Source organism: Pantoea sp., from assembly GCF_032114055.1.
Lineage (GTDB): Bacteria > Pseudomonadota > Gammaproteobacteria > Enterobacterales > Enterobacteriaceae > Pantoea.
The window spans coordinates 26,213-38,648 of record NZ_DAMCTB010000011.1; the positions used below are offsets into that span (position 1 = coordinate 26,213).

The following is a 12,436-nucleotide window of genomic DNA, read 5'->3' on the forward strand; positions in this document are numbered from 1 at the left end:
TCAGGAGCATGTGTTGGAGCAGAATCAACAACCGCCCGCCGCCACGATGAAGGATGTCGCGGAACATGCAGGTGTCTCAACCGCCACCGTATCGCGTGCGCTGATGAATCCGGAGAAAGTCTCTGCGGCCACCCGCCAGAAGGTCGAACAGGCCGTTGCTGCCGTCGGCTATTCGGCGCCCGGCCCGGCGCGCAACGCACGGCGTAACGAAACGCGAACTATTCTGGTCATCGTCCCGGACATCTGTGATCCTTTTTTCAGCGAAATTATCCGTGGCGTGGAAGTTGCCGCAGCCGAAGAGGGTTATCTGGTACTGATTGGCGACTGCGCTCATCAGAATCAACAGGAGAGAACCTTTCTCAATCTGATGGTTACGCGTCAGATCGATGGCATGGTGCTGCTCGGTTCACAGCTGCCCTTTGACGCCAGCATTGATGAGCAGCGCAATCTGCCGCCGATGGTGATGGCGAACGAGTTCGCACCAGAGATGTCTCTGCCTACGGTTCACATCGATAACCTGACCGCCGCCTTCGAAGCAGTGAATCATCTGCTACAGTTGGGCCACACGCAGATCGCCTGTATCGCCGGGCCGCAGGAGATGCCGCTCTGCCAGTATCGTTTACAGGGGTACGTGCAGGCGATGCGCCGCAGCGGGCTGACGGTCGATCCTACCTGTATTGTTCGCGGCGATTTTACGTTTGAAGCGGGAGTGGCCGCCATGAATCAGCTGATGACGCTGCCACAACCTCCGCGCGCGCTGTTCTGCCATAGCGATATTATGGCGCTTGGGGCGATGACTCAGGCCAGACGTTGCGGGCTGAGGATACCGGAGGATCTCTCCGTGGTCGGATTCGACGATATTGAGCTCTCCCGTTACTGCGAGCCGCCGCTCACGACGGTGACGCAGCCGCGCTACCAGATTGGCCGGGAAGCGATGCTTCTGCTGCTGGATGAGCTGAATGGCAAACGGGTAACGGGCGGCTCAAGGCTGCTGGATGCCGGTTTAACCATTCGGGGCAGTACGGCGCGTGCAAAAAAGCGTGAAAAATAAGCGTATTTGTCTGATTTTTTCAGTAGATTCTTAAGGCGAACACTGCTGGTCAAAGTTCTGACCCTTAAGTAACATGACGGACTCCTTGCCGGGCGCGTAAGCATCACTATTTCGCCCATCAGGCACTATTTTTGAAGGGTATAAGAACGAGAGTGGCACAAAAAGATTATGTAGGCCGCGGGCGTTCAACAGGGACGCGTCGCAAAAAAAGCCCCAGCCGTGGCAAGAAGAGTAAAGGCGGTTCAGGCATCTCTAAGCTGATGATTGTACTGGCGGTCGCAGTGCTGGTGACCTTTGCCGGTGGTTTATGGTTCCTGGCACACCATAAGAAAGAGGACGTGCCGGTCATTACGGATCATAAAGCCAACGGCAATGGCTTACCGCCGAAGCCAGAAGAGCGCTGGAAATATATTAAAGAGCTGGAAAATCGTCAGATTACCGTGCCGACCCCGATCGAGCCCTCTTCGGGTGGCGAAGTGAAGTCGCAGACGCAGCTGACCGATGAGCAGCGCCAGCTGCTGGAGCAGATGCAGGCTGATATGCGTCAGCAGCCGACCCAGCTTAACGAAGTGCCGTGGAACGAACAGACGCCAGCGCAACGCCAGCAGACGCTGCAGCATCAGCAGCAGCTGCAGCAACTGCAACGTCAGCAGCAACAGGTTCAGCAGCAACAGCAACGCCAGCAGCAGCAGGCTCAGCAGCAACAGCAACGCCAGCAGCAGGCCCTGCAACAGCAGCAGCGTCAGCAGCAGTTGCAGCAACAACAACTGCGCCAGCAACAGCAGCAGATACAGCAACGCCAGCAGCAACAGCAGCAGCAAAACGTACAGCGCCAGACGCAGCAGGCCGCACCGATTACGCGTGAACCGGAGGTGCAGTCAAAACCGCAGGAAACCGCAAAAGCGAAACCGGCTGAAAAAGCCTCTTCGCAGCGCTGGATGGTGCAGTGTGGTTCGTTTAAAGGCACCGATCAGGCTGAATCGGTCCGTGCCGGCTTAGCCTTTGAAGGCTTTGAAAGCCGGATTACCACCGGTGGCGGCTGGAACCGCGTCGTTATCGGTCCTTATAAAGATCGCGCCTCGGCCGACAGCACCCTGAAGCGCCTGCGCAGTTCCGGACACAACGGCTGCATTCCACTCTCCATCGGGGGTTGAAACCCGTCAAACCCGCCCCATATCTGTTGCATGATACTCCGCGCCCGGTGCGCGGAGTCCTTTTCCGACTGCAACAAGGGGTCTGCCCGTGACAACAATAGTAAGTGTACGACGCAACGGCCAGGTAGTGATTGGCGGTGATGGCCAGGCTACGCTCGGCAATACCGTGATGAAAGGCAACGTCAAAAAAGTGCGTCGTTTATACAACGATAAGGTGATTGCCGGTTTTGCTGGCGGCACCGCAGACGCCTTCACCCTGTTTGAACTGTTTGAGCGTAAGCTGGAAATGCATCAGGGCCATCTGGTCAAAGCGGCGGTGGAACTGGCCAAAGACTGGCGTACCGACCGTATGCTGCGTCGCCTTGAGGCCTTGCTGGCCGTCGCGGATGAGTCAGCGTCACTGATCATCAGCGGCAACGGTGACGTCATCCAGCCTGAAAACGATCTGATCGCCATCGGCTCCGGTGGACCTTTCGCTCAGTCAGCGGCACGCGCGCTGCTGGAGAATACCGAACTGGGCGCACGCGACATCGTTGAGAAGTCGCTGAACATCGCGGGTGATATCTGCATCTACACAAACCACAACGTTAATTTCGAAGAATTAACGTCCAAGGCGTAAGGGTATAAATATGTCTGAGATGACTCCACGCGAAATCGTCAGCGAACTGAACCGTTTTATCATCGGCCAGGACAGCGCCAAGCGCGCCGTGGCTATCGCACTGCGTAACCGCTGGCGCCGCATGCAGCTCGACGAAGAGCTGCGCCACGAAGTGACCCCTAAAAATATCCTGATGATCGGCCCGACCGGTGTCGGTAAAACCGAAATCGCCCGTCGTCTGGCGAAGCTGGCCAATGCGCCATTCATCAAGGTTGAGGCGACCAAGTTTACCGAAGTAGGTTATGTCGGTAAGGAAGTGGACTCCATCATTCGTGATCTGACCGATTCGGCCATTAAGATGGTACGCAGTCAGGCGATTGAGAAGAACAAATACCGCGCTGAAGAGATGGCCGAAGAGCGTATTCTGGATGTGCTGATTCCGCCGGCTAAAAACAACTGGGGCCAGTCAGAACAGAGCGCAGAGCCCTCTGCGGCGCGTCAGTCATTCCGTAAGAAGCTGCGCGAAGGCCAGCTGGATGACAAAGAGATTGAGATTGATCTGGCAGCCAGCGGGCCGGGTGTCGAAATTATGGCCCCTCCGGGCATGGAAGAGATGACCAGTCAGCTGCAGTCAATGTTCCAGAATCTGGGTGGTCAGAAGCAGAAAGCCCGCAAGCTGAAGATCAAAGAAGCGATGAAGCTGCTGATTGAAGAAGAAGCGGCAAAACTGGTTAATCCGGATGAGCTTAAACAGGACGCCATTGAGGCTGTCGAGCAGCACGGTATCGTGTTTATCGATGAGATCGACAAAATCTGTAAGCGCGGCGGCCAGAATTCAGGCGGTCCGGATGTTTCACGCGAGGGTGTGCAGCGCGACCTGCTGCCGCTGGTTGAAGGCTGCACCGTTTCTACCAAGCACGGCATGGTGAAAACGGACCACATCCTGTTTATCGCCTCTGGTGCGTTCCAGGTGGCCAGCCCTTCCGATCTGATCCCGGAACTGCAGGGTCGTCTGCCGATTCGCGTTGAGCTGCAGGCGCTGACCGTTAACGATTTCCAGCGTATTCTGACCGAACCAAATGCGTCGATTACCGTGCAGTACAAGGCGCTGATGAACACTGAAGGCGTGAACATTGAGTTTACCGAAGAGGGGATTCGTCGTATCGCGGAAGCCGCCTGGCAGGTCAACGAAACCACCGAAAATATCGGTGCGCGTCGTCTGCATACTGTGCTGGAGCGTCTGATGGAAGATATTTCTTATGACGCCAGCGATCGTTCCGGCGAGTCTGTGACCATCGATGCGGAATATGTCGGCAAGCATCTGGATGTCCTGGTCGCCGACGAAGACCTGAGCCGCTTTATTCTCTGATTCACCGATTCGTGCCTTTCAGAAGCCCAGCCCACCCGGCTGGGCTTTTTTATGCATGTTCTTGATCGAACGATGCTTTTTTCACACTGATGATTTTGCCAACAATCTGCATATAGCGATATACTTACCTTTCCTGTGGCAAACAGACGAAACCCTTATGAAATACGATACATCTGAACTCTGCGATATCTACCATGAAGAAGTGAATGTTGTTGAACCGCTTTTTTCAAACTTCGGTGGGCGCACTTCATTCGGTGGTCAGATTACCACAGTGAAATGCTTTGAAGACAACGGCTTACTTTATGACCTGCTGGAAGAAAACGGCCGGGGTCGGGTGCTGGTCATCGATGGCGGCGGCTCCGTTCGTCGGGCGCTGGTGGATGCGCAGCTGGCGCGTCTGGCGGTGGCCAACGCGTGGGAAGGCCTGGTCGTGTACGGTTCAGTCCGCCAGGTTGATGAGCTGGAAGAGCTGGAAATTGGCATTCAGGCCATTGCGGCGATCCCGGCTGGCGCAGCGGGTGAAGGAATTGGCGAAAGCGATGTGCGCGTCAATTTCGGCGGCGTCACCTTCTTCTCCGGCGACCATCTTTATGCTGACAATACCGGTATCATTCTGTCAGAAGATGCGCTGGATATTGAATAGTGCAGAAATGAAAACGGGTGCCAGAGCACCCGTTTTTCACGTCAGCTGAGGCTTCAAACCTCTTCCATTTTTCCCAGCAGGGCACGCAGACGTTCCTGCCACACATGCTGTTCTTCTTTCAGGTGCTGATTTTCACGCATCAGCGCATCGTGGTTGCCCGCGACCTGTTGCGCATCGTTACGCAGTGAGTTGTTCTGCTCTTTCAGCTCTTCGATTTCCATCTGCAACAGGGTGATGGTATCAATCGCCTGCTGTACTTTCGCTTCCAGTTTCTCAAACACTTCAAATGACATCGTTCTGACCTCTCCTAAATTCCTGCAAGGCGTTGATGATGCCAGCTTAAGCCAGCAACGTTGTCCCGATTGTATGTAGCCTCACCCCGCAAGTCCAGCAACGTGGCCACCGCGAGCGCAGTCTGTAACACTTTTCAGTCAATCCCTGAATCCGGGCGTTGCTCGTGATGGTGGCCTGCTGGCAGCGGCCCGATCCTGCCGCGCCAGGGCGCGAATTGTGGTTAAAGAAAGCCAGAATACGCGAAATCGCGCATTTTTATGACACAGTACACAAAAAATGATTTCGCTATTTCTCGTTTATGTTCGTTAACGATAAATTCACATCAGCCCTACATCAAAGCTGGGTGACTCATGGACTGAGAACAAAAACTGATAAAATTTAACCTCGCTTCAGGAACCACTATTATGAGTCAGACAACTAACACGCTCAAAGGTCAGTGTATTGCCGAATTTCTGGGGACCGGCTTGATAATCTTCTTTGGCGCAGGCTGTGTGGCTGCTCTGAAACTCGCCGGTGCCGCTTTCGGTCAGTGGGAAATCTGCATTATCTGGGGCTTAGCCGTCTCAATGGCTGTGTATCTTACTGCAGGCGTGTCGGGCGCGCACCTGAACCCTGCCGTAACCGTCGCGCTCTGCCTGTTCGCCAGCTTCGACGGCCGTAAAGTCCTGCCCTATATTCTGGCGCAGGTCGCGGGTGCATTCTGCGCGGCCGCGCTGGTTTATGGTCTTTACTACAGCCTCTTTTTCGATTACGAGCAGAGTCATCAGATGGTGCGCGGCACCGTTCAGAGTCTGGACCTGGCGGGCATCTTCTCTACCTACCCTAACCCACACATCAGCGTCGGTCAGGCATTCCTGGTCGAAATGGTCATCACCGCTGTACTGATGGCGGTGATTATGGCGCTGACCGACGATGGCAACGGCGTTCCGCGTGGCCCGATGGCGCCGCTGCTGATTGGCCTGCTGGTTGCTGTTATCGGTGGCTCAATGGGTCCGCTGACCGGCTTCGCCCTGAACCCGGCGCGTGATTTCGGACCAAAGCTGTTCGCCTTTATCGCAGGCTGGGGTAACGTGGCGTTCACCGGTGGTAAAGATATTCCTTACTTCCTGGTCCCTGTTTTTGGCCCGCTGGTCGGAGCCTGCCTGGGAGCTGTGGGATATCGCACGCTGATTGGTCGCTACCTGCCAGGTGTTGCGGCACCTGCAAACGCCCCGGCAGAAAAACCCGTTGCACGTGCTCAGCAGCGTAAAGCGTAAGTTTCACCTTTTATCATCAGGACTGAATTTATGACTACCACAACAGATAAAAAGTATATTGTCGCGCTCGATCAGGGTACGACCAGTTCACGCGCCGTGATCCTCGATCATGACTCCAATATCGTCGCGGTATCGCAGCGCGAATTTACCCAGATCTACCCGAAAGCGGGCTGGGTTGAGCATGACCCGATGGATATCTGGGCGTCACAAAGTTCGACGCTGGTAGAAGTGCTGGCACATGCCGACATCCGCTCTGATGAGATTGCCGCCATCGGTATCACCAACCAGCGTGAAACCGCGATTGTCTGGGAAAAAGAGACCGGTAAGCCAATCTATAACGCTATCGTCTGGCAGGATCCGCGTACCGCAGACTACTGCAACAAACTGAAGAAAGAGGGGCTGGAAGAGTATATCCAGCACACCACCGGCCTGGTGATTAACCCCTACTTCTCCGGCACCAAAGTGAAGTGGATTCTGGATCACGTTGAGGGTGCGCGTGAGCGTGCAAAACGTGGCGAGCTGCTGTTCGGCACCGTCGATACCTGGCTGGTCTGGAAAATGACGCAGGGCCGTGTACATATCACCGACTATACCAACGCCTCACGTACCATGATGTTCAACATTCACAAGCTGGAGTGGGATCAGCGTATGCTGGAAATCCTGGATATCCCGCGTGAAATGCTGCCGGAAGTGAAGTCCTCTTCGGAAGTTTACGGTCAGACCAACATCGGTGGTAAAGGCGGTACCCGTATTCCTATCGCCGGTATCGCCGGTGACCAGCAGGCCGCACTGTATGGCCAGCTCTGCGTCCAGCCTGGCATGGCGAAAAACACCTACGGCACCGGCTGCTTTATGCTGATGAACACCGGGACTGAAGCGGTAACCTCCACACATGGCCTGCTGACCACCATCGCCTGTGGCCCGCGCGGTGAAGTGAACTATGCGCTGGAAGGCGCGGTGTTTATCGGCGGTGCCTCTATTCAGTGGCTGCGCGATGAGATGAAGCTGATCAGCGAAGCCGCTGACTCTGAATACTTCGCGATGAAGGTTAAAGATACCAACGGCGTCTATATGGTACCGGCGTTTACCGGTCTGGGCGCGCCCTACTGGGACCCCTATGCCCGTGGCGCAATCTTCGGCCTGACCCGTGGTGCTAACTCTAACCACATTATCCGTGCGACGCTGGAGTCCATCGCCTATCAGACGCGTGACGTACTGGAAGCGATGCAGAACGATGCCAACACCCGCCTGCAGGCGCTGCGTGTGGATGGCGGTGCGGTCTCCAACAACTTCCTGATGCAGTTCCAGGCTGACATCCTTGGCACCCGCGTTGAACGCCCGGAAGTCCGTGAAGTCACCGCGCTGGGTTCTGCTTATCTGGCCGGTCTGGCCGTGGGCTTCTGGCAGGATCTGGATGAAGTGCGCGCGAAAGCCGTTATCGAGCGCGAGTTCCGTCCAAGCCTGGAAACCACCGAGCGTAACTTCCGCTATGCCGGCTGGAAAAAAGCGGTTGCCCGCGCTCAGGCCTGGGAAGAGCAGGAGTAATATCAGGGCCCGCGGCGACGTTCGTCGCGGGCCTTTCCCCGCCCCACCGCCCCGCTGTGTTACACTGCCTGCCTGTTTTTTGTCAGGTAGATGCCATGAAACGAGAACTTGCCATTGAATTTTCCCGCGTAACCGAAGCTGCCGCCCTGGCAGGTTATCACTGGTTAGGACGCGGCGACAAAAATGCGGCCGATGGCGCGGCTGTCCATGCCATGCGTCATGTCCTGAACTCCATTGAAATCGACGGTCAGATTGTGATCGGTGAAGGCGAGATCGACGAGGCGCCGATGCTCTATATCGGTGAAAAAGTCGGTACGGGTCGCGGCGACGCGGTCGATATCGCAGTCGATCCAATCGAAGGCACCCGCATGACGGCACTGGGTCAGGCGAATGCGCTGGCCGTAATGGCCGTGGGCGACAGGGGCAGCTTCCTGCACGCCCCCGATATGTACATGGAAAAACTGATTGTGGGCCCGGCGGCACGCGGCGCGATTGACCTCGACCAGCCTCTGGAAACCAACCTGCGCAATATTGCGATCGCGATGAACAAGCCGCTGTCGCAGCTCACCGTCTCGATTCTGGCGAAGCCCCGCCATGACGCGGTGATCGGCCAGCTGCAACAGCTCGGCGTGCGCGTGTTTACCTTCCCGGATGGTGATGTCGCCGCCTCGATTCTGACCTGCATGCCGGACAGCGAAGTGGATGTGATGTATGGCATCGGCGGTGCGCCGGAAGGTGTGGTCTCTGCGGCGGTGATCCGCGCGCTGGACGGAGATATGCAGGGCCGGTTGCTGGCGCGACATCATGTGAAGGGCGACAGCGCCGAAAACCGCCTGCTCGGTGAGCAGGAGCTGCAGCGCTGTGCAGAGATGGGCATCGAAGCGGGTAAAAAACTGACGCTGAGTGAAATGGCGCGCAATGACAATGTGGTGTTTGCCGCCACCGGCATTACCAGTGGCGAGCTGCTGAAAGGCATCACGCGTCAGGGCAATATCGCCACCAGCGAAACCCTGCTGATCCGCGGTAAATCACGTACCATCCGCCGCATCCAGTCGATTCATTATCTCGACCGTAAAGATCCGGCGCTCCATCCGTTTATCCTGTAACCGGCTGGTTGCCGCGCGCCGGCTGACGGGAGAGCGGCAACCAGCAGAGCAGCATCACCAGCGCGGTAAAGAACATCAGCATACCCAGGCTGAACTGATCGCGCTGCGGCATCAGGGCAGAGAGCCAGGCCACAAGGCCCGATCCCAGATTCTGCATTCCGCCAATCAGCGCGCCTGCACTTCCCGCCAGCCAGGCATAAGGTTCCATCGCACCGGAGGTCGCCAGCGGGAACAGCATCCCGGCGCCAAAGAAGAATAGCGCCGCAGGCACCAGCAGCGTCCAGATATTCATGATGCCGAACCACGCCGGGATCCACATCAGGATGCCCGCCAGCAGGCAGCTGTTCACGCCCCACCACATCAGGCTGTGCCACGACCCCTGCTCACGCCCGACGAACCAGGCACCAAAGAACGCCGCCGGAATCGGCAGAATAAACAGGATGCTGACGGTCAGGCTGGGCAGGCCGAGTACGCCGCCCAGCAGTACGCCACAACTCGACTCGAAGACGGCAATCCCGGCCAGTGCACCAATCAGCAGCACAATATAGCGGACGAAATTTATATCGCTGAGCAGGCGAGCGTAGCGCCTGAAGAAAGGCGTGACTTCCCCGCTCTGTGGCCGGGTTTCCGGCAGCCAGCGCGCCATCGCGCCGGTGACGGTCAGACAGAGCAGCAGCAGGAAAGCAAAACAGGCATGCCAGCCAAAGAGCTGGGTCAGCAACACGCCAATAACCGGTGCCAGCAGCGGGCTGACCAGAATGCCCATATTCAGCAGGCTGTTGGCGCGGCGCAGCGCATGGCCCTCATAGAGATCGCGTGGCATCGTGCGCGCCATCACGCCCGCGACGCCGGTTCCCAGCCCCTGTATCGCGCTGCCGAACACCAGCATATCGAGCGAGGTCGCCATCAGCGCGGTAAGTGCGCCGATCATAAAGACCGTCATGCCCGTCAGGATCACCGGGCGCCGCCCGACGCTGTCCGACAGCGGACCGTAGATCAGCTGAGATCCACCATAAGTCATCAGATAGGCGGCCATTACACGCTGCAGCGCGCCATCCCGCACATTCAGGGCATCCGCCATCACCGACATCGCCGGGACGTAGATTGTCTGAGCCATCTGCCCGACCGCCACCAGCACAATGAGCATCACCAGCAGCGGGCGATTTTCCAGTTTACTAATCATGATTCTGCAAAATATCTTTCTGTGAAAGGAGGTTAAAGCAGCGGTTCACCCGCTGAACACCAGATTATGGCGGGCAAAATATCAGGATTGCGTGACAAAGCGAGAGGCGGGCAAAAAGGGCCAGGCTTGCAGCTGTCAAGTTTATGCGCCAGCCTGTAAAGAGAGGGGAACAGTTTGACGATTAGAGCCTTTACCGGTCTGCAGACTGGCATTCTCAGTGGGCAGTCGCGAAAATAGTGACCTGCCTGAATAATCAACAACCCGGGAGTGATTATGGCTGAATGGGTCAATGCGGAAGTAAAGGAAGTGAAAAACTGGACGGATGCGCTGTTCAGTCTCCGGGTCAACGCGCCCATCGATCCCTTTGTCGCCGGGCAGTTTGCCAAGCTCGCCCTGGAAATCGACGGTGAGCGGGTTCAGCGCGCCTATTCCTACGTCAACGCCCCCAGCGATGATCTGCTGGAGTTCTATCTGGTCACCGTGCCGGAAGGCAAGCTGAGCCCGCATCTGCAGGCGCTCCAGCCGGGCGACCAGGTGATGGTCACTAAAGACGCGGCGGGCTTCTTCGTGCTGGATGAAGTGCCGGACTGCAAAACCTTGTGGATGCTGGCAACCGGCACCGCGATTGGCCCCTACCTGTCGATGCTGCAGCAGGGCGAAGGCGTGGATCGCTTTGAAAACATCGTGCTGGTTCATGCCACGCGCTACGCCGCTGACCTGAGCTTTTTGCCGCTGATGCAGCAACTGCAGCAGCGTTATCCCGGCCGGCTGCATATTCAGACGGTGGTGAGCCGCGAAGCCGTCCCCGGCTCGCTGACGGGCCGGGTTCCGGCGTTGATTGAAAACGGTGAGCTGGAGCGGGCAACCGGATTAAAACTGGATGCTGACAGCAGCCATGTGATGCTGTGCGGCAATCCGCAGATGGTGCGTGATACTCAGCAGTTACTGAAAGAGACGCGCGGGATGCGCAAACATCTGAAGCGCAAGCCGGGTCATATCACCAGCGAACATTACTGGTGAGGCGCTGGCCAGTATCGCACCGGCTGGGTTGCGGCACCAAACCGGTTAGCGCCGGGGGTGCCGCGAAAGATTCCGAGATCGAGCAGCAGACCCGCCAGTAAGATAAACGGAATAGCGCGGCCCAGCAGCCAGGGCAGAACACCGGGCAGCATGCTCCAGTTCCCCGCGACCAGCAGCCACGCCACAATCACCAGCAAACCCCAGTAGCCGCGACGGTTACGGTCGTGTAGTCGTTTGACCATGATTGCGCTGGCTGGCCACAGCAGGCAGACCACGCCGAAGGCCGCCATCTGGGTATCAAGCCAGTCGTTAGCGGCGAAGACAAACAGAAGCGTGGTCATCAGCAACCAGACCGCCTGCCCGATCCAGAAATCCCGGCGGCCCAGCCGGCCACGCCAGGAAAAACAGCCTTGTTGTAACGTCATGCATTATTATCCTGAAAAGAGAACCGCCGCGCTTTTGACCTTGCGGATAAAAACCGTTTTAATTTGCGCCTGAGTTTACGGGTTAGGATCGACAAAATGAAGAATTTGCCTGGCGCACTGCTGTTATCGTTTGCGCTGACGGTTCCGGTATTTGCCGCCGACCCGCCACCGCAGGAACAGGCCAGTGCGCTGCCAGCGGCGCCTTATCTGCTGGCGGGTGCGCCTACCTTTGATATGACTATCGGCCAGTTTCGCGAAAAATATAATCTGGCCAATGGGACACTGATACTGCCGGAATATCGTGCCATCGATAATCGCGGGGACAAAAGCAACCTGACGCGCGCCGCCAGCAAAATCAATGAAACCCTGTACGCCTCGACGGCACTGGAGCCGGGCACCGGCAAAATCAAGACGCTGCAGATTACCTGGCTGCCCCTGCCAGGTCCGGACCAGAACGCCTCGCAGCAAAAGGCGCTGGCCTACATGACCGCGATGCTGCGCTTCTTTGTGCCGGGATTAAGTGCCGACGAAGGCCGCAAAAAGCTGGAGGCGCTCCTGAAGGAGGGGAAAGATCTTCCCTACTTTGCCCAGGTCGAAGGCGCGCTCCGTTTTGTCGTAGCGGACCACGGCGACAAAGGGCTGACCTTCGCCGTGGAGCCGGTCAAACTGGCGCTCGCCAGCCCCTGAGGAAGTGGCTGAAAATGACGAAAAGCAAAGCCATCGCAACATTTGATCTCTATACTGTCTGGCAGACAACGCTGCCGGCTGGCAGCGATTTTTCATGTATCGCGT

At 57.1% G+C, this 12,436-nt stretch carries 13 protein-coding genes; 10 read left to right on the forward strand and 3 right to left on the reverse strand.

What is annotated here, in order from left to right; all coding sequences use genetic code 11:
- The first annotated feature begins 13 nt into the window (after positions 1-13).
- The 5 genes from cytR (at position 14) to rraA (ending at position 4,815) form a co-directional block, all read left to right on the forward strand.
- The gene (gene cytR, locus RT657_RS16460; protein ID WP_313655748.1) at positions 14-1,051 is read left to right on the forward strand and encodes a DNA-binding transcriptional regulator CytR; all 1,038 of its coding nucleotides are present in this window, start codon (positions 14-16) and stop codon (positions 1,049-1,051) included.
- A gap of 152 nt (positions 1,052-1,203) precedes the next feature.
- The gene (gene ftsN / locus RT657_RS16465; RefSeq protein WP_313655751.1) at positions 1,204-2,205 is read left to right on the forward strand and encodes a cell division protein FtsN; all 1,002 of its coding nucleotides are present in this window, start codon (positions 1,204-1,206) and stop codon (positions 2,203-2,205) included.
- An 88-nt stretch (positions 2,206-2,293) separates the two neighbouring features.
- On the forward strand, positions 2,294-2,824 hold the full coding sequence (gene hslV, locus RT657_RS16470; RefSeq protein WP_313655753.1) for an ATP-dependent protease subunit HslV: 531 nt from the start codon (positions 2,294-2,296) through the stop codon (positions 2,822-2,824).
- Positions 2,825-2,834: 10 nt separating this feature from the next.
- Complete coding sequence (gene hslU, locus RT657_RS16475; RefSeq protein ID WP_313655754.1) at positions 2,835-4,172, forward strand: HslU--HslV peptidase ATPase subunit; 1,338 nt, start codon at positions 2,835-2,837, stop codon at positions 4,170-4,172.
- Positions 4,173-4,329: 157 nt separating this feature from the next.
- Positions 4,330-4,815 (forward strand): ribonuclease E activity regulator RraA, encoded by a 486-nt coding sequence (rraA, locus tag RT657_RS16480; protein WP_313655757.1) that lies wholly within the window; start codon positions 4,330-4,332, stop codon positions 4,813-4,815.
- 53 nt (positions 4,816-4,868) lie between these two features.
- Here rraA and zapB read toward each other — a convergent pair whose 3' ends face one another.
- Positions 4,869-5,108 (reverse strand): cell division protein ZapB, encoded by a 240-nt coding sequence (gene zapB, locus RT657_RS16485; RefSeq protein WP_003851242.1) that lies wholly within the window; start codon positions 5,106-5,108, stop codon positions 4,869-4,871.
- A 405-nt stretch (positions 5,109-5,513) separates the two neighbouring features.
- Here zapB and RT657_RS16490 point away from each other — a divergent pair, with 405 nt between their 5' ends.
- From RT657_RS16490 to glpX, 3 genes are all read left to right on the forward strand, one after another.
- Positions 5,514-6,365 carry an MIP/aquaporin family protein gene (locus RT657_RS16490; RefSeq protein WP_313655759.1) on the forward strand — a complete coding sequence of 284 codons (852 nt, stop codon included), beginning with the start codon at positions 5,514-5,516 and terminating at the stop codon, positions 6,363-6,365.
- A 30-nt stretch (positions 6,366-6,395) separates the two neighbouring features.
- Positions 6,396-7,910, forward strand: coding sequence for a glycerol kinase GlpK (gene glpK, locus RT657_RS16495; protein ID WP_313655761.1), 1,515 nt, complete (start codon positions 6,396-6,398; stop codon positions 7,908-7,910).
- A gap of 95 nt (positions 7,911-8,005) precedes the next feature.
- The gene (gene glpX, locus RT657_RS16500) at positions 8,006-9,016 is read left to right on the forward strand and encodes a class II fructose-bisphosphatase (RefSeq protein ID WP_313655762.1); all 1,011 of its coding nucleotides are present in this window, start codon (positions 8,006-8,008) and stop codon (positions 9,014-9,016) included.
- Here the strand turns inward: glpX and emrD are convergent.
- The gene (gene emrD / locus RT657_RS16505) at positions 9,006-10,199 is read right to left on the reverse strand and encodes a multidrug efflux MFS transporter EmrD (protein ID WP_313655763.1); all 1,194 of its coding nucleotides are present in this window, start codon (positions 10,197-10,199) and stop codon (positions 9,006-9,008) included. The genes glpX and emrD overlap by 11 nt on opposite strands.
- 273 nt (positions 10,200-10,472) lie before the next feature.
- On the opposite strand from emrD, the gene fpr reads away from it, so the two are divergent.
- Complete coding sequence (fpr, locus tag RT657_RS16510) at positions 10,473-11,219, forward strand: ferredoxin--NADP(+) reductase (RefSeq protein WP_313655764.1); 747 nt, start codon at positions 10,473-10,475, stop codon at positions 11,217-11,219.
- On the opposite strand, the gene RT657_RS16515 is transcribed toward fpr, so the two are convergent.
- Complete coding sequence (locus RT657_RS16515) at positions 11,210-11,644, reverse strand: DUF805 domain-containing protein (protein WP_313655765.1); 435 nt, start codon at positions 11,642-11,644, stop codon at positions 11,210-11,212. The two genes, fpr and RT657_RS16515, sit on opposite strands and share 10 nt — an antisense overlap.
- 96 nt (positions 11,645-11,740) lie before the next feature.
- Here RT657_RS16515 and RT657_RS16520 point away from each other — a divergent pair, with 96 nt between their 5' ends.
- Positions 11,741-12,331 (forward strand): DUF1454 family protein, encoded by a 591-nt coding sequence (locus tag RT657_RS16520; protein WP_313655768.1) that lies wholly within the window; start codon positions 11,741-11,743, stop codon positions 12,329-12,331.
- The last annotated feature ends 105 nt before the right edge of the window (positions 12,332-12,436 follow it).

Excerpts from the sequence above, each read along its gene's own strand:
- hslU (WP_313655754.1), top strand. The coding sequence starts at position 2,835 with ATGTCTGAGATGACTCCACGCGAAATCGTCAGCGAACTGAACCGTTTT.
- rraA (WP_313655757.1), top strand. The coding sequence starts at position 4,330 with ATGAAATACGATACATCTGAACTCTGCGATATCTACCATGAAGAAGTG.
- zapB (WP_003851242.1), bottom strand. The coding sequence starts at position 5,108 with ATGTCATTTGAAGTGTTTGAGAAACTGGAAGCGAAAGTACAGCAGGCG.
- RT657_RS16490 (WP_313655759.1), top strand. The coding sequence starts at position 5,514 with ATGAGTCAGACAACTAACACGCTCAAAGGTCAGTGTATTGCCGAATTT.
- glpK (WP_313655761.1), top strand. The coding sequence starts at position 6,396 with ATGACTACCACAACAGATAAAAAGTATATTGTCGCGCTCGATCAGGGT.
- glpX (WP_313655762.1), top strand. The coding sequence starts at position 8,006 with ATGAAACGAGAACTTGCCATTGAATTTTCCCGCGTAACCGAAGCTGCC.
- emrD (WP_313655763.1), bottom strand. The coding sequence starts at position 10,199 with ATGATTAGTAAACTGGAAAATCGCCCGCTGCTGGTGATGCTCATTGTG.
- fpr (WP_313655764.1), top strand. The coding sequence starts at position 10,473 with ATGGCTGAATGGGTCAATGCGGAAGTAAAGGAAGTGAAAAACTGGACG.
- RT657_RS16515 (WP_313655765.1), bottom strand. The coding sequence starts at position 11,644 with ATGACGTTACAACAAGGCTGTTTTTCCTGGCGTGGCCGGCTGGGCCGC.
- RT657_RS16520 (WP_313655768.1), top strand. The coding sequence starts at position 11,741 with ATGAAGAATTTGCCTGGCGCACTGCTGTTATCGTTTGCGCTGACGGTT.